16 protein-coding genes, 1 rRNA gene and 1 other RNA gene are annotated in these 17,175 nt (G+C 46.7%); 1 reads left to right on the top strand and 17 read right to left on the bottom strand.

What is annotated here, in order from left to right:
* From IEY34_RS34955 to rpoE, 17 genes are all read right to left on the bottom strand, one after another.
* Window positions 1-216: ribosomal RNA gene (locus IEY34_RS34955) — 16S ribosomal RNA — on the bottom strand; the annotation flags it as partial.
* 314 nt (window positions 217-530) lie between these two features.
* Window positions 531-800 carry a pro-sigmaK processing inhibitor BofA family protein gene (locus tag IEY34_RS34950; protein WP_229758005.1) on the bottom strand — a complete coding sequence of 90 codons (270 nt, stop codon included), beginning with the start codon at window positions 798-800 and terminating at the stop codon, window positions 531-533.
* A 3-nt stretch (window positions 801-803) separates the two neighbouring features.
* Entirely contained in the window at window positions 804-1,088 is a 285-nt protein-coding gene (locus IEY34_RS34945) for a DUF2508 family protein (protein ID WP_229758004.1), read from the bottom strand.
* A gap of 133 nt (window positions 1,089-1,221) precedes the next feature.
* Entirely contained in the window at window positions 1,222-1,818 is a 597-nt protein-coding gene (recR, locus tag IEY34_RS34940) for a recombination mediator RecR (RefSeq protein WP_079418619.1), read from the bottom strand.
* A gap of 42 nt (window positions 1,819-1,860) precedes the next feature.
* A complete protein-coding gene (locus IEY34_RS34935) occupies window positions 1,861-2,172 on the bottom strand; it encodes a YbaB/EbfC family nucleoid-associated protein (protein WP_079418621.1) in 312 nt (103 codons plus the stop codon).
* Between the two features lie 20 nt (window positions 2,173-2,192).
* Window positions 2,193-3,938: a DNA polymerase III subunit gamma/tau gene (gene dnaX, locus IEY34_RS34930; RefSeq protein WP_189020710.1), complete on the bottom strand. Its 1,746-nt coding sequence runs from the start codon at window positions 3,936-3,938 to the stop codon at window positions 2,193-2,195.
* 78 nt (window positions 3,939-4,016) lie between these two features.
* Entirely contained in the window at window positions 4,017-5,453 is a 1,437-nt protein-coding gene (locus tag IEY34_RS34925) for an ATP-binding protein (RefSeq protein ID WP_189020708.1), read from the bottom strand.
* Between the two features lie 174 nt (window positions 5,454-5,627).
* Window positions 5,628-5,891: signal recognition particle sRNA large type (gene ffs / locus IEY34_RS34920), an RNA gene on the bottom strand.
* A gap of 57 nt (window positions 5,892-5,948) precedes the next feature.
* Entirely contained in the window at window positions 5,949-6,362 is a 414-nt protein-coding gene (locus tag IEY34_RS34915; protein ID WP_189020706.1) for a hypothetical protein, read from the bottom strand.
* 91 nt (window positions 6,363-6,453) lie between these two features.
* Window positions 6,454-6,651: a 50S ribosomal protein L31 gene (gene rpmE / locus IEY34_RS34910; RefSeq protein ID WP_056621960.1), complete on the bottom strand. Its 198-nt coding sequence runs from the start codon at window positions 6,649-6,651 to the stop codon at window positions 6,454-6,456.
* A gap of 119 nt (window positions 6,652-6,770) precedes the next feature.
* A complete protein-coding gene (locus IEY34_RS34905; RefSeq protein WP_189020704.1) occupies window positions 6,771-8,048 on the bottom strand; it encodes a radical SAM family protein in 1,278 nt (425 codons plus the stop codon).
* Window positions 8,049-8,178: 130 nt separating this feature from the next.
* Window positions 8,179-9,480, bottom strand: coding sequence for a transcription termination factor Rho (gene rho / locus IEY34_RS34900; RefSeq protein WP_189020703.1), 1,302 nt, complete (start codon window positions 9,478-9,480; stop codon window positions 8,179-8,181).
* 62 nt (window positions 9,481-9,542) lie between these two features.
* A complete protein-coding gene (gene murA / locus IEY34_RS34895; protein WP_189020712.1) occupies window positions 9,543-10,802 on the bottom strand; it encodes a UDP-N-acetylglucosamine 1-carboxyvinyltransferase in 1,260 nt (419 codons plus the stop codon).
* A 254-nt stretch (window positions 10,803-11,056) separates the two neighbouring features.
* Entirely contained in the window at window positions 11,057-11,911 is an 855-nt protein-coding gene (gene fba, locus IEY34_RS34890) for a class II fructose-1,6-bisphosphate aldolase (RefSeq protein ID WP_189020701.1), read from the bottom strand.
* Window positions 11,912-12,040: 129 nt separating this feature from the next.
* Window positions 12,041-12,433 carry a response regulator gene (locus IEY34_RS34885; RefSeq protein WP_079418635.1) on the bottom strand — a complete coding sequence of 131 codons (393 nt, stop codon included), beginning with the start codon at window positions 12,431-12,433 and terminating at the stop codon, window positions 12,041-12,043.
* Between the two features lie 162 nt (window positions 12,434-12,595).
* Window positions 12,596-14,197: a CTP synthase gene (gene pyrG, locus IEY34_RS34880; RefSeq protein ID WP_189020699.1), complete on the bottom strand. Its 1,602-nt coding sequence runs from the start codon at window positions 14,195-14,197 to the stop codon at window positions 12,596-12,598.
* A gap of 280 nt (window positions 14,198-14,477) precedes the next feature.
* Window positions 14,478-15,053, bottom strand: a complete 576-nt coding sequence (gene rpoE, locus IEY34_RS34875; RefSeq protein ID WP_189020697.1) for a DNA-directed RNA polymerase subunit delta — start codon at window positions 15,051-15,053, stop codon at window positions 14,478-14,480.
* Window positions 15,054-15,474: 421 nt separating this feature from the next.
* On the opposite strand from rpoE, the gene IEY34_RS34870 reads away from it, so the two are divergent.
* Window positions 15,475-16,635, top strand: coding sequence for a S8 family peptidase (locus tag IEY34_RS34870; protein ID WP_189020696.1), 1,161 nt, complete (start codon window positions 15,475-15,477; stop codon window positions 16,633-16,635).
* Window positions 16,636-17,175: the final 540 nt, after the last annotated feature.

Here is a 17,175-nt window from a genome sequence, read left to right as displayed (position 1 = left end):
ATTGCTCCGTGTTTCATAATTCTCTCATGCGAGAAAACCAATTATCCGGTCTTAGCTATCGTTTCCGATAGTTATCCCGATCTGTTAGGCAGGTTACCTACGTGTTACTCACCCGTCCGCCGCTAATTTGTTCCCGAAGGAACAAATCCGCTCGACTTGCATGTATTAGGCACGCCGCCAGCGTTCGTCCTGAGCCAGGATCAAACTCTCCATAGTAGTGGATGATTACTCACCCATATATCTGAAAGCTGAAATGCTCATTGACTTGCTAGCGAGATTTTGCAATCTCTTTTTGAACGATTGCTCGTTCGTGCTTACTCACTCGTTGTTCAGTTTTCAAAGATCAATTATTCTTGTCCAACCCGCTCTCTTTCGAAAGCCGGAAGACCAATATACCATACTAATTATTCGAATGCAACTTGTTTTTCTCGAGTTACTTCTTTATCCCCGCATGTCTCAGCGGCAACTTTTATAAGATACCACAGATGTTAGCAGCGAGTCAACCACGATTTTACACACGGGTAAATTCACTACAGTAACGCCAGCTTTAACCCCGCAAGAAGCAGCACCCCGGGAATCCCCAGAACTGTAACCGTTCCTAAAGTGGCCGTATTAATCGGGAGTTCAACATGCGTATATGTGCTGAGTAAGTTAAGCACATACAGAAGAAATGCAGCGATAACAACATTCAGCCCCAAAGCTGATAATAATTTGCCTGCACTACGGTTACGAAATACAATGAGCAGCAGCATTAAAGAAGAGAATAAGAGCAAGCCCCATAGGATAAATTTGAGATACACGTCCTACACCTCCATTAAACGGTCACTGTCAATTAGGCTGACACCCAGTTTCTTCGCTTGCTTGATGAGCATTTCAAATCTCTTCTCGGCAGCCTCCATCGCAAAGATGGCATAATCAATCTGATCCTTGTCCAGCGCAAACTCAAAATGCGCCTGCGCGGCTACCCAAGTCTGATGCGCAGCGCGGATTTCCTGAATCAGCAGCTGCTTGTCCTTCAGCAATTCTTCCTTTGCCTGCTTTATTTGAGGACCTTTCCTCCCGTACATACCCAGTAGCGCTGGTCTCATGTGTTAACCCTCCATTTCATAACTTACGGATTGATCTATCCTTATCCATATGGAAGAAATGGAACATTTAGAACCGCGAGGCTGCTGCAAGATCACGACAAAAAAGAGAGCTTCGCAGCTCCCTCTTTATCGCTTATATCTCTCGGCGGCCTTCCATTGCTTTGGTCAGCGTCACTTCATCCGCATACTCCAGGTCTCCGCCTACAGGCAATCCGTGCGCAATGCGCGTCACTTTGAGCCCGAATGGCTTAATCAATCTGGATAGGTACATGGCTGTTGCTTCGCCTTCAATATTGGGATTTGTAGCAAGAATCAATTCCTGCACCGTTTCGTCACCCAACCGCTTGAGCAATTCGGCAATATGAATCTGATCCGGTCCAATTCCCTCCATCGGCGAGATTGCACCATGAAGAACATGATAGTAGCCTTCAAATTCTTTGGTCCGTTCCAAGGCGACCAAGTCTTTGGGCTCCTGTACCACACAGATGACAGATCCATCCCTGCTCTTGTCTTGACAGATACGGCAAGGATCCACGTCCGTGATGTTACAGCAAACCGAACAATAGTGAAGATTCCTTTTGACATTAACAAGCGCCTTGGCGAAATCAATAACGTCCTCTTCTTTCATACGAAGAACATGAAATGCCAGGCGTCCTGCTGTCTTAGGGCCTACTCCCGGCAAACGGGAGAAAGCATCGATTAACTTGGATATCGGTTCGGGGTAATACAAAGGAGTTCTCCTTCATTGATCAGAATCGTTGCTCTTGATGTCCTAGAACAAACCAGGAATGTTCATGCCGCCTGTGAATTTGCCCATATCTTTGTTCGCGATTTCTTCGGCTTTGGTCATTGCGTCGTTAACAGCTGTGAGCACGAGATCTTGCAGCATTTCAACATCTTCCGGATCTACAGCCTCTGGTTTGATGATAATGCTTTGAACTTTTTTGTGACCGTTGATCATCACCGTAACGACACCGCCGCCTGCAGTACCTTCAATCATTTTAGTCCCAAGCTCTTCTTGTGCTTTCATCATTTGTTCTTGCATTTTCTTCACTTGCTTCATCATTTGGTTCATGTTATTCATCGCAGGTAGCTCCCTTATATTTAGTCTTCTTTGATCGTCACTAAGTTTTCGCCAAACAATTGGATGGCTTCCGAAATCCATTCTTCTTTCACTGCTGTACCGTCTGCATTTTGCGTTTCTAATTCCATGACCTCAGGAGCGGCGCTCGTTGCATCATTCCTAGCATCATCCCACTCCTTGCGCATAATCGTCAGCAAACGCATGGGCTTACCAAGCACAGCAGCCAGAACTTGCTCGATGATGACTTTGTTTTCAGGTTTCTCCGTTGTATTGCGGTGCATATCATTTTTGAAAGCTACCAATACAACGTCATCCAACATGGAAACAAGATCACCATTCACAAACCAGGCATGAACGGTAATTTTCTTTTCTTTCACATCACCTAATACTTGGCTCCACTTCATCAGCGCAGTTTTGGTTTCCGCGCTTTCTGCCGCCTTCAAATAACCATCAAGCTTGATGCCGGATTTCTTCGATGGCGCTGAAGCCACTGGCGCTTTGGCCGAGGTCGCCGCTTTCGCTTGCGCATCCGCAGAGGCACCCGCTACTCCCGATTTTACCAGTCCAGCTACCTGATCTTCAAGTTGTTGCAGCTTTTTGGTCATTTGCGCCAAAAGATCACCTTGCGGCGCACGACTTCCGACTTCAGCAAGACCAACTGATGAGCCGCTTTCAGCCCCGCTATGACCGCCGCACATTTTCATAACCGAAATTTCTAGCAGGGTCTGCGGCTGTACGGAGTACTTCATTTCGCTTTGATAATGATTGAGCGTCTCGATCATAGCCATCATCTCAGCAGCTGAGAAGTGACCAGCAATTTCTTTGAGCTCAGCCATATCAAACACGCGTTCGGTAATCACCGGCGAATTGGGAACCATGCGAACCATGAGCAAGTCGCGGAAGTAGTTGATCAAATTTTCAATGCATTTGTCAGCACTTTTGCCTTCTTGCATGAACGTATCGATAAGCTCCAGCGCGGCGCCCAGATTCCTCTCTTTGATGAAAAGAACGAGTTTCTTGAACTGATCGGAAGCAACCCCGCCAGTGATGGATAGAATATCCGCGAGCTGCACTTCGCCAGTGGCGAATGAGGTCGCCTGATCAAGAAGACTGAGCGCATCCCGCATTCCCCCATCGGACAATCTAGCTATATAGTGGAGAGCTTCCTCATTAATGGATATCTGCTCCTGCTCACAAATATACTTGAGCCGCTGCACTTGATCATCCATGGAAACCCGTCGAAAGTCAAAGCGTTGGCACCGGGAAATTATCGTAGCTGGAATTTTGTGCGGTTCGGTGGTCGCCAAGATGAACATCACATGAGCCGGAGGCTCTTCCAGTGTCTTCAACAGGGCATTAAACGCTTCGGTCGTGAGCATGTGTACTTCATCTATGATATAGACCTTTTGTCTAACTTCCGTAGGGGCATACTTCACTTTATCCCGGATATCCCGAATTTCTTCCACGCCGCGATTCGAGGCAGCATCGATTTCGACAACATCCATGACTGCACCTTCGGTGATTCTTTCACAGGCCGAGCAAGCATTGCACGGTTCTTCGGCTGGGCCATGCAAGCAGTTCACTGCTTTGGCTAGAATTTTGGCCGTACTGGTTTTCCCCGTTCCCCTAGGACCGTTGAATAAATATGCATGGGTAAGACGATTTTCCCGCAAAGAATTCTGCAGCGTTTGTGTAATATGTTTCTGACCGACAACATCACGAAACGTCTGAGACCTCCACGTTCGATACAGAGCAATATGTGCCATAGTGTTCCTCTCCAATAATCCCTGTATGGAATGACTGAATCCATTATACTATAACCCACCTAGGGATGAAATAGAGGATCAAGCATAGGGAATGGATATTGTAAAAGTGGTTCCGAAACCTTTGGAGGATACCCGGATCGTCCCGCCCATATCGTGAATGATTCTTTGGCATACGGAAAGACCTAGTCCTGTTCCCGTGTCCTTCGTCGTGAAGAAGGGATCGAAAATCTTATCGATGACGAACATCGGAATTCCGGAGCCGGTGTCATGAATATCCACACAGACAATTCGTTCCACGGTATCGACTTTCTCTGCGATGGTTAGGGTTCCGCCGTCCGGCATGGCTTCTATCCCATTTTTACAAATATTCAAAAAGACCTGCTTCAACATTTCTTTATCCGCAATGACTTCCGGCAGGTGATAGGATGCTTCGTACTGGAGATGGACATTGTATAGAATAGCCTCATTATTGATGATAGGTAAAATACCTCGGAGCACTTCCGGCACATCGATCGGCTCAAAGGAGACATGTCTAGGCTTGCTGAGCAGCAGAAATTCATTGACCAATTCATTGATTCGGTTGATTTCCTCTAACATAACTTCCGCGTAGCTCCGCTCTTTAACCATCCCCTGAACTTCAAATGTGCGCCGCAAGACTTGGAGAAAACCCTTGATCGACGTTAGCGGATTGCGAATCTCATGTGCTGTGCCGGCAGCAATTTGCCCTATCATCGCCAGTCTGTCGCTTCTTTGCACCATCTCTTCCAATGAGCGCATATTCGTGACGTCTTTGAAAATAACATAGGCCCCGACGATATTGCCTAAGCTGTCTTTGAGCACATTGGAATCTAACAGCAGTTCAAATCGTTCTGTATGATTCGTCCAGGATACGGCATGATTGCGCATAACGCCGCCATGCAGGATCGTCCGCTGCACCAATTGGTGCTGGCTCGGCACGGAGGAGAAAATATCATCCAGCGACTTATTCAAAATATGCTCGCGTTCCATACCCAGAATCTGTGTTGCACGATCACTAACATCTACGAGTGTAAAATCCATATTAATTAATAGAACACCTAAATTGATATCTCGTAAAAAAGCATCCGAAAACCGCTGCAGTAAATTCAGCTGCAATCCCTCTTGCCGATCCCGCATGGCCAGTAGATACATAACCTTCCGACCTAGCATAAGCCGAAGAATTGAGAATTGGTAGAAGTACGCTTCCCCGTCTTTGGCGATGAGAAAGCCATGCGGCCATTCCATTAAATTCGTTTCGTTGCTGAAATAAAATTCGTACAGCTCACGTAAGCTAGCCCGCACTTTCATTAGTTGCGAGAACGAGGTTTGCGTTATTTCTTGGGCTGAATAGCCTGAAAGTTTCAAAATATGATCGGTCGCTAAGTTAATTTTGCCATCCTCATCTACAATGAGCATACCTGCTTGGACACTAAGGGTGAAAAGCTTGCGCATTTCTTCCATAGAAACCGTGTAATCTTGAGGATCATGAATGGACATACAGAGCAGCTCCTTCACATTCTCTATTCAATTTGCAATAGGCATCCCAATTATCTGCTGATTCCGATCGTATATGAATTCTCTATTAAGTAAATATTTCCCTTCTGGAGGCAAAAGAAAAAACGCCCAAATTGCTGGCGTTTCATAGTTTCATTCATGAAGTTAATGGGTAAACCGTGCACCTGTTATTGATAAAGTGATACAAGCGAACTCTTATCGTTAGCTCAAATTAGGCAACCCTTCGGCACATGAAACATCTCACTTACGGCTGCTTCCTTCCAGACCTGACCGGGTTCATGGGCATCCATTGCGAAGGACCCGACTCTCAACACCACGTGTAAAAGCCAGACCTCACATCACAGTACCGCTAACAGGAATTCAACCTCGCTACAGCGGATTGCGAGTTACAGGGCACCGCTACCTCCCCATCTAGCACAGTAAAAATAGTATAGCTGATTCACTTCAAAATAGCAACCACAGGCAAAATCTGCCTAATTAACGCATCATTTTGACGATAACTTTGTAGCGCGGCATATTCGTATTTAGAGCCATCTGGGCTTGTGAACGGAGTTCCTCTACCTGATCTGCCGTTAAAGAAGCTTTAGGTGTTATTCTCACCTTCGCTTTGGGTCCGTTAATTGCAATGTTCGATTTCTCTATGCCTTGCAGCTGAGCGAGCACCGCTTTCATTAAATTGGCATCATCCTCATAATGATGATACGTAGGGTTCAGCGGATCATTCGGATTGACACTCGTAATTCCAAGCATCCCATCCTGCTTGTAATGCTGCGCTTTGTACTTCGCATCATCTGTCTGCGGCGGGTTCTTGTTGCCAGAACTTATGCCACAGCCAACTAAGCTCATGGTAAGCAGTAACGCTCCGGTAAACCTAAGCATACCCCTAAACATAAAAACACCTCCCATTGGACTCTAAGCCTAAGCTTAGGATGACCAAGGGAGGTTGTCTTATGCTGATTGGCAGCAAAGCAATTGATGCCAATTAGATTCCGTATTTCTTTTTGAACTTGTCGACACGGCCGCCTACATCGATAAACTTTTGTTTACCAGTGTAGAAAGGATGGCAATTGGAGCAAATCTCAACGCGCAGATTTGGCTTGATTGATCCCGTTTCGAACACATTACCACAAGCGCAAGTCACTGTGGTTGCATGATAAGTAGGATGAATACCTGCTTTCATGTTGGGTCACCTCTTTCCGCCCTGAATCATTTGCTGAAACAGAGTTAATGGACGTACCTATAGATTTTAACATAGTCAAAAGCATTAATGCAAGATGAAACGCTCGAATGCCAACTGCCTTATAAAACCATCGCAGCCGTACTGCGATCGCTGGTATAGAACTTAGGCGTGTGCGAGTAGGAACCAAGAATAACATCTGGAAGTTCCTCTTGGAAGATTTCGATCATTTGCTTCATACCCAGCAATTCGCCCCGCGCCTTAGGGATAATCCCCAGATAGCTTTCGGGATCAATATTCAGGTTGCGCAATTGAATCAATTTCAATCCGGTTCTTCGCACGAATTCAATCATGGCTTCGATTTCCTCTTCCCGATCCGTAACGCCTGGGAATACGAGATAGTTAATCGAGGTAATAACCCCTTTATCTGTAGCGTAGCGCAGAGATTTCTCTACATTTTTGAGCGTGTAAGCTCTTGGCTTATAGTAAGCATTGTAATGATCATCTAACGCACTGATGGTGCTTACGCGCATAAGATCAAGCCCCGCATCTACGATGCCGCGAATATGATCTGTGAGCCCGGCATTAGTATTAATATTAATGTACCCCATTTGGGTTTGCTCACGCACTTGTTTGATAGCGTCAATGATGATTACGGCTTGCGTACTAGGCTCGCCTTCGCAACCTTGTCCGAAAGAGATAATGCTCTCAGGCGTTCGCAGATGCTCCAGCATGATTTGGGTAATCTCTTCGACCTTAGGCTTGAAGTTCATTCGAGTCTGTGGAGCTACGAAGCCACTCTCATCCGGTTGTTCGGAGATGCAGCCGAAGCATCCAGCATTGCAGGAGTAGGAGACCGGAACAGCCCCTTCCCAGCGCTGCAGAAATGTGTTCGAGGCTGTGAGGCACTCGTAGCCGAGCGCACAATTGGACAAGTGAGCATAAAGCCGATTGTCCGGATACTTGGCAACCAGTCGCTTAACCTCGACTTCCAGCTCGTTCGGATCACAATGAATGGGATTCCAGTAGTAAGGGTTGTCCGTTAGGCGGGCCGCTACATAGAAGCCGTCCTCTTTCCAAACGACGGCCGTATAGCCGAACAGTGGCAGTGCTTTGGTCTTGTCCGATTTGACATAGCCTGGCAGCAAGAGTCGGGTAAACCCTTGCGGCAGCAGAGCGCCAACCGCGTGGTAGTCGCCTTCTACCAGCTTCATATCGCCGGTAGCCGCGTCAATACCTACCGGCCGCGTGAACGGAAGGCTGACAAGGGTTGATCCCTCAGGCAGAGGAATCAACTCTTCGTCTAATATTTCTGTTATCATTTCTGCGTTACGACCAAGCGCCAAGAAATCGGGGTGGTCGAAGACGTTGCCTTGCAAGTCTGAATAAACCAAGTTCATAACGGGTACTCCTCTTGTACATAAGGATAAACGACTTAAGTCGTCCATAAGGACGACCGCGTTTGTCAAGGTTGAGGCAGGCTATGTTATCTACACATGCGTGCCTTCTCACCAAGATGCATTTATAAAATTAAGAAGCAGAATTCTTCACTTTGCTTTTGTGATTCGTTGTATTCCCAGTCCCTGCCGTTGGTGAAGCCAGAGAATCCAGGAACTCTTGATTGGTCTTCGTATCGGCGAGCTTTTTGATGAATTGTTCGGTATATTCATGCGAATCATTCATCCCTTTGCGAAGCGCCCATACCTTCTCGAGCTCATCCTTGCCCAGCAAGGCCTCTTCGCGGCGCGTACCGGATCTGCGAATGTCGATCGCAGGGAAAATGCGGCGCTCCGCCATTTTACGATCCAGATGCAGCTCCAGGTTACCAGTACCTTTGAACTCTTCGTAGATGACATCATCCATACGCGAGCCTGTTTCGACTAGGGCTGTAGCCAGAATCGTCAAGCTGCCGCCTTCTTCAATATTACGGGCTGCGCCGAAGAACCGCTTAGGGCGATGGAAGGCTGCCGGATCAATACCACCGGAAAGTGTCCGGCCTGTCGGCGGAACGACGAGGTTGTACGCTCTGGCTAGACGAGTGATACTGTCCAAGAGAATAACGACGTCTTTCTTATGCTCAACTAAACGCATGGCGCGTTCCAGCACGAGTTCGGCAACTTTGATATGATTCTCAGGCAGTTCATCGAAGGTAGAAGCAACGACTTCCCCTTTGACAGAACGCTGCATATCCGTCACTTCTTCCGGACGCTCATCAATGAGCAGAACGAAAAGCTCGATCTCCGGATAGTTCGTGGATATGCTGTTCGCGATTTCTTTGAGAAGCAGCGTTTTCCCCGCTTTGGGAGGAGCAACAATCAAACCACGTTGACCCAGTCCAACCGGAGCAAGCAAATCCATAATCCGCATGGAAATTTTGTTAGGCTCGGTTTCAAGCGTAACCCGCTTGTCCGGGTATAAAGGCGTCAACGCCGGGAAGTGAAGACGTTCCGCAGCAGTTTCTGGTTTCTCGCCATTCACCGCTTCTACTTGCAGAAGACCGAAATAGCGCTCATTCTCTTTGGGAGGGCGGCATTTCCCTGAAACAATATCGCCTGAACGCAAATCAAATTTGCGAATCTGCGACGCCGAGATATAAATATCTTCCGAACTTGGCAAGTAATTAATGGGACGCAAGAAACCGAAGCCCTCTTGGAGAATCTCGAGGACACCTTGCATGAACATTAGACCACTTTCAGCAGCTTGTGCACGTAAAATCGCAAAGATGAGTTCTTTTTTCTTCAATGTACCGTAATAAGGAATCTGGTGTTTCTTGGCTAGTTTATATAATTCAGTAAGCTTGAGTACTTCAAGCTCAGCAAGCTGCATGCTCATGTTTCGACCACCAAACTATTAAATTTTCAATTGGATTCTAGCATTGCCTGTTGTCTGGAACTTTATTCCTCACTCTCGCGCCAAACCTCAGCGCCCAGTGAAGATAAATTAAACACCAAGTTCTCATACCCGCGGTCAATAAATTCGACGCCAGACACCTCCGTGATGCCCCCTGTCCGAACACTCAGACCTGCAAGCACAAGCGAAGCTCCTGCTCGTAAATCCGTTGCACGCACTTTGGCTGAGCTGAGCTGCGAACCTTCGATGATCGCGGAGCGTCCCTCCACTTTCATCTTAGCTCCCATGCGCACAAGCTCAGGGATATGCTTGAAACGATTACTATAAACATGATCGGTTAATATACTAACGCCTCTGGCTTGGCACAGCAGACTCGCCATTGGAGACTGTAGATCTGTTGCAAAACCAGGATAAACCAAAGCTTTCACATCAACGCTTTCGTATTCAGGCTGACCCACAACTCGAATGGATTCATCCATTTCGTAGATATGTACACCCATTTCCTGAAGTTTGGCCGTTAAAGCTTCCATATGTTTGGGAATGACATTATCCACGGTAACATCACCGCGGGTAGCCGCAGCAGCGATCATATACGTACCCGCTTGGATGCGGTCAGGAATAATGGAATGGCGGCAACCATGCATTTCGGTTACCCCTTCGATTCGAATCGTTTCGGTGCCAGCGCCTTTAATTCTTGCGCCCATGGAGTTTAACAGTGTAGCTACATCTATGATTTCAGGCTCTTTGGCCGCGTTTTCGATAATGGTAACACCTTTGGCCCGCGAGGCTGCCAACATGATATTGATCGTTGCTCCTACGCTTGCCATGTCCAAGTAAATCTTAGCGCCGCGCAATTCTTTGGCACGTATCTTCAGCGCACCGTTTTCATTGCTCACTTCAGCGCCTAAAGCTTCAAACCCTTTGATATGCAAATCAATCGGGCGCGGTTCAAAGTTGCAACCACCTGGCAAACCAATCGTTGCCTCTCCAAATCTCCCTAGCAAGGCTCCCATTAAGTAATAGGATGCTCTCAGCTTCTTCACTTTGCCATTAGGCATCGGCAGGGATTTCATGCGACTGGGATCGATCGTCATCCGATCTTCATTCCAGTCAATTGTGGCGCCTAGATCTGTCAAAATTTCTGTATATATAGCCACATCACTCAGATGTGGAAGATTATCCAAAGTTACCGATGTTTCTGCAAGAATGGCCGCTGGAATGAGTGCTACTGCACTATTCTTAGCTCCGCTAATTTGAACGGTTCCCCGTAGTGGACGTCCCCCGACCACCATTAATTTCTCCAACATGCTTCTCCCCCTAAATCCAGGTGCCTTCCTAACTACAACCAAAAAAATCCAAAACGTCAGCAATTCCCCATTCTACATTTACAAAAAAAATTAAAAAGTCCATGACAAATACAACACTGCAGTCCAGTGGAGTGAGTCTAAGATAAAAACAGAAGAAGGAAACGCCCGTAAGAACGCATACGTTGGACATTTATTAATCTGTCTTCCGTATGCGCCTTACTGCATTTCCTATCCTATCTATACAATTGGAATTAAGCTTGGTTGCTGCTTCCGAACAATTGAATTTTGGATTTTACGACTTCGATCATAGCATTGCGAGCTGGGGTGAGATATTTACGAGGATCATAAATTTTAGCATCTTTGTTCAGAGCTGCGCGGATGTTTTCTGTGCATGCCACTTGGTTCTCTGTGTTTACGTTGATTTTGCCAACGCCAGCTGCGATGGATTTACGAATCATTTCGTCAGGTACGCCGGATCCGCCGTGTAAAACAACCGGAACTGGAATCGCTTTGGAAACAGCTTCAATAATGTCAAAGTGAATGTTAGGCTCGCCTGCGTACATCCCATGTGCAGTACCTACAGCGATAGCCAGACAGTCAACACCAGTTTCTTCGTAGAAACGGATCGCTTCTTCAGGTTTTGCAAGGTTAGCGTGCTCTTCGTCTACCGAGATGTCATCCTCAACACCACCGATTGTTCCAAGCTCACCCTCAACGGATACGCCCATTGCACGAGCAGCTTTAACAACTTCTTTCGTCAAACGAATGTTTTCTTCGAAAGAATAGTGGGAACCGTCAAACATTACGGAGCTGAATCCTGCACGGATACATTTCATTGCTACTTCAAAGGAACTACCATGATCTAAGTGCAAAGCGATCGGCAGACCGGATTTTTTCGCTGCTGCTTCTGCAATAGCTACTGTAAATTCGATACCCATATATTTCAGTGCGCCTTCGCTAACACCATAAATGAACGGGGACTTTAATTCGATTGCTGCTTCCACAATCGCTTGAGCAAACTCAAGGTTGTTCATGTTAAATTGACCCACCGCGTATTTGTTCGCTTTTGCCTTAGGTAAAAACTCATTCATTGAAACCAATGCCATGTTTCTCTTCCTCCTAGAACCTGTAGTAGTTGCGTATACCGCTCTTTGTCATACCTGAGTTATTATAGCACATAAATTTTCAAATGATAACCAAGCCCCTGACTTCAGCAACAAAAAAAGACCCTATGACTAGGATCCTACGGCAAAACCACTGCTAGATTCATTATTAAGCTGCATATTGACCGCCATTCGCAACTCATCAATATCAAACGGCTTGGTAAAATGCATGATGGCGCCCAAATCGGTTGCTTCTTTAATCATATCGAGTTCGCCATAAGCCGTCATCATGATCACTTTAATCGAGGCGTCAATTGCTTTCACATGCTTCAAAATATCCAAACCATCCATACCTGGAATTTTCATATCCAATAGCAGCAGGTCAGGCGAAGAATTTTTCACGATTTCTAAAGCCAACTTACCGTTCGAGGCTTGATAGGTATCGTACCCTTCGTTACTGAATACCTCCATTAGCAATACACGAATCCCATTTTGATCGTCGACAATCAATACTTTTTTCTTCATGAGCCTAGTTCCCTCCCGAAAACGAATAGCAATTCGTATCTTCTACCGTTAAGTAAAGATATTCGCTATCCATTTTCGTTTTCCTTCTGAAAGAGAGACTAAATTGAAAACTTTTACAAATAAGTTGTTTTACAGGAGACCGCGTTAGTGCCGCGCAAAATATTAGCGAGCAATCAGCTGCGCTGCTTTCACGAATTCACGGAAAAGCGGCTGCGGACGGTTCGGACGCGAAGTAAATTCCGGATGGAATTGTACCGCCAAGAACCACGGGTGACCCGGAAGCTCGACCATTTCGACCAAGCGACCATCCGGTGAAGTACCGGAAATACGCAGTCCAGCGGACTCAATCGTCTCGCGGTATTCGTTGTTGAACTCATACCGATGGCGATGTCTCTCGTAGACAAGCTCATCGTTGTAGCATTGCTCAGCAAGGGAGCCCGGAACAATTTTGCAAGGGTATAGGCCCAGACGCATGGTACCGCCCAGATTTTCGATATCTTTCTGCTCTGGAAGCAAATCAATAACCGGATAAGCTGTCGTCGGATTAATCTCAGAGCTGTTCGCCCCGTCCAAACCGGAAACAGAACGTGCATATTCAATAACAGCCACTTGCATACCCAAACAAATACCGAAGAATGGAATTTCTTTCTCACGGGCATAACGAATGGCGGATACTTTCCCTTCGATCCCACGATCACCGAATCCACCAGGAACAAGAATCCCTTGTACGCCGGAAAGCAGAGAATGTACGTTATGATCAAAAATATCTTCCGCGTTCACCCAACGGATATTAATTTCGGAATCATTATCAATGCCGGCATGACCTAGTGCTTCCACGATACTGAGGTAAGCGTCATGCAAAGCAACATATTTCCCGACAATAGCGATTTCTGTCTTCTTGGTTAAGGATTTAACTTTGCGAACCAGACTTTCCCACTCTGTCATGTTCGGCTCGTTCGTTGTGAGCTTCAGGTGATTAACAACATAGTCGTCCATGCCTTGCTCACGAAGCATCATCGGCACTTCATATAGCGTTTCAGCATCTCTGCACTCGATAACTGCCGCTGGATCAATATCACAGAACAAAGCTAATTTGCGCTTCATGTCTTCTGTCAACGGATGCTCGGTACGGCAAACAATCACGTGCGGTTGAATTCCCAGTCCGCGCAGCTCTTTCACACTGTGTTGGGTTGGTTTAGTTTTCACTTCACCAGCTGCTTTAATATAAGGAATCAGCGTAACGTGAATGTACATGACATTCTCGCGGCCGATATCATTTTTCATTTGACGAATAGCTTCTAAGAACGGCAAACTCTCGATGTCGCCGACAGTTCCGCCAATCTCTGTAATAACAACATCGGAACCCGCTTCGCGGCCAGCACGAATAACACGATCCTTAATTTCATTCGTGATATGCGGGATAACTTGGACAGTACCGCCCAGATATTCGCCTCTGCGCTCTTTGGTAATAACGGAAGAATAGACTTTGCCTGACGTTACGTTGGAACTTTTGGACAGATTAATATCAATAAAACGCTCATAATGACCTAAATCCAAATCCGTTTCTGCCCCATCGTCGGTTACGAAAACTTCACCATGCTGGTAAGGACTCATGGTTCCTGGATCCACGTTGATGTAAGGGTCGAACTTCTGAATCGTAACTTTTAGACCTCTGTTCTTGAGCAATCTTCCCAAGGAAGCTGCTGTAATTCCTTTGCCAAGGGAAGAAACTACGCCTCCCGTAACGAAAATGTATTTTGTCACTATGTACGCCTCCTAAGATTTTTTTGGTGAAGCATGAATTCCCTTGTTTGTATGCAAAAAGCTCACGTCGCAAGCTCTCGCTCTCGCTGCAGTTAACCTCATATTTAGTGTCTACTAAATGGTGGTTTTCATGAAAATACGGTGAAAAAACACCGAAAAAAACAAAAAAAGTGACACCCGTAGTGACGGGGCACTTTTTGAATGCTTGCGCAAAATGTTAAGATTCTTTTAAAGCCCATGCAATAGTTTACTCTGAATAGACGGGGGCTGTCAAGACAAGTTATTTGTCGTCGTCATCCTCATCATCCAACTCTCCATCTTCGGCTTCCTCATCGGAATCCTCGTCCAAATCGTCATCCTCATCGGTCTCTTCGATACCCGCTTCGCCAAGATCCTCTTCGATTTCTTCATCTTCGAAGAACTCTGTATCTTCTTCCGCTTCTTCCTCTTCGGTTTCGGTACCAAATGTATCGTACTCGTCTTCCTCAGCGTATGTATCTTCTTCTTCCGCGTAGATGTCTTCATCCAGATCGTCGTCTTCGTCGTTGATGATTCTAGGACGCTTAGCGTTACCTACTGCATCATCCGATTTCTCAACAGGATACCAACGTTTGAGGCCCCATAGGTTCGTACCTACGCAAGCAAAACGTCCATCGATGTTGATTTCCGTATATAGTTGGGCAATCACTTGCATGACATTCTGCTCAGACAACCCTTTTATTTTTGCAATTTCCGCCATCAGGTCACGGTAATAAAACGGCGTATTCGCCGACTTCAGTAATTCAAACGCCAAATCCACCATGGGCATTTCGCGTGCTTGCTCTGTGGTGATTTTGAGTGTGTATTCGCTACTCATCTAAGGCACATCCCTTTCGATCGTCTTCTTCGCTTCTTCTATCTACCTTATCCAATATCTTCATTAAGTAAAACCTATTTTTTCTAAAAATGCAACTACCCCTTCGAATCCACGAAAACCTTGGCCAATTCAAACCTTCTGAACAAAGAAAGCGATCCCCCTAAAATGAATACAAGCGAAGGTCCCCCTCCGCTCGCGACTGTATCCTAAGGAAGCGATGCGTACGGGCCGCAGCCGCTTCCATTACCTGAGAAAGAGACACTCCTGCCCGCGCCTCTCTATCTATCCTATGTAAAACCTAAGCATCTGACACGGCTTCGCACCCATTTATTTCTTTAAAGGCTATGACACGGTCAGAAGGGGTGACCTGTACATAAGATAGGGGAGATTCGATTCTAAGCTGTCATGGGGGGATGGCACGATGGATATAGCCACCTTTCTTCAATTGCTTCACGAGGAAATCGGCCTCACCAAGCACTCCGGCAAAAAGCATATCATCCATTTCGCAAAGGCTAAGGACTATTATGCCTGCAAATCAGAGCTGAAACGAATGAAGTCCACGTTCCACCATCTCGCTAAGGTGCGCTATCTCGACATCATTCACGCTTTCTCCTGCATGCTTCGTCCTGACACCAAGCTCAGAGGTTTAACCGGTGCCCCCATCATTGAAGCGGACACCAAGATCACCGTGCATCAAATGGCCAGCAGCAAAATCATCACGAAGCGCGCAAGCACTTTATCAGGCTCCCACACCATCCCATGGGGCATTGATCAAGTAGGCGCCCCGGAAGTTTGGAACAAGTCCGTTGGACAAAACATTCGGATCGGCGTTATCGATACGGGCATTGATTACAATCACCCCGATTTGCGCAATTCGATTTCGCGCGGGATTAATTTATTAAACCGGAGTATGCTTCCCTTTGATGACAACGGCCATGGCACGCATATCGCTGGCACGATTGCGGCAACAGGCCGCCATTCCGGCATTGTCGGTGTCGCTCCTCGAGCGATTATTCATCCTGTCAAAGCTTTCGACAATAGCGGGAGCGCTTATGTCTCGGATATTATCGCCGGCATCGATTGGTGCGTACACAATGATCTCGATATTATTAACATGAGCTTCGGCATGAAATCTTACAATCGGTCTCTCGAACAAGCCGTGATGAATGCCTATTACCGCGGTAAAATTATCATCGCCTCCTCCGGTAACGACGGCAAGAAGAAAACGGTTGATTATCCTGCCCGTTTCCCGCAAGTCGTCTCCGTTGGAGCAACAACGCGATTGGGTAAAATTGCTCCCTTCAGCAATCGCGGGAAGCAAATCGATATTTATGCGCCAGGCGAACGCGTTTACTCGTCGTGGCTGCATGGCAAATACAACGAGCTGAGCGGCACCTCGATGGCGACGGCCCATGTCAGCGGCGTAGTCGCGTTGATGCTGTCCATCAAGCCGATGTCGCCGCTGCAGATCAAAAGCGCGCTGCGCCGCTGCGCAATCGGTCTGAGCAAGCGCCAGAGCACACGCTGGCAGCCGGGGCATTTGAACGCCCGGCGGGCGATCCGGGCGGCGCGGCAGAGCTAGAGCGGGGCGGGCGGCGCGGGCGTTGCACCACGCACAAGTGCCCCCGTGAGCAGACCCTATGTAAGAAAAACGGCTTCGCCGCCCTGAGAGATGAGCCTCTTAAATGCGACACATCCTATAAAGGGAACTACAGTACGCTAATTGGGTAAAAAGGAGATATACTATAGCAATAGCGGAACTACAGAGGGCATCTAATGAACTGTAGGATGCTTATAGACTGGAAAATGGCTCCTTTTGGGGATTTAATGAACTGGATTAACGTTATCGAGTAAATTTTAGGCGGAAAGGTGATCATTTGGTTGAAATAGAGCATCAGGGATTCAGTAGAATTTCAGAATGAGCGATTTTGATCGAATAAAGGGTATTGAGTTCGTTAAGGCGGCGGAGGGAACTACAATACGCTAGTCTAGCAAAAAGTAACTACTTAGGTATCAGTTAGTTGAAAATAAATTGCCCCCGAAATGCACGGAAAAGAGAGTCGAAAATTGGGCGAGCTTGTTTTTGTAGAGTGGAGATCACACTGCGGATTCTTAGGAATAA

The organism is Paenibacillus marchantiophytorum, from assembly GCF_014640555.1.
Taxonomy (GTDB): domain Bacteria; phylum Bacillota; class Bacilli; order Paenibacillales; family NBRC-103111; genus Paenibacillus_E; species Paenibacillus_E marchantiophytorum.
The sequence above is the reverse complement of the archived record's forward strand: the minus strand, read 5'-3'. Positions and strand labels throughout refer to the sequence as shown.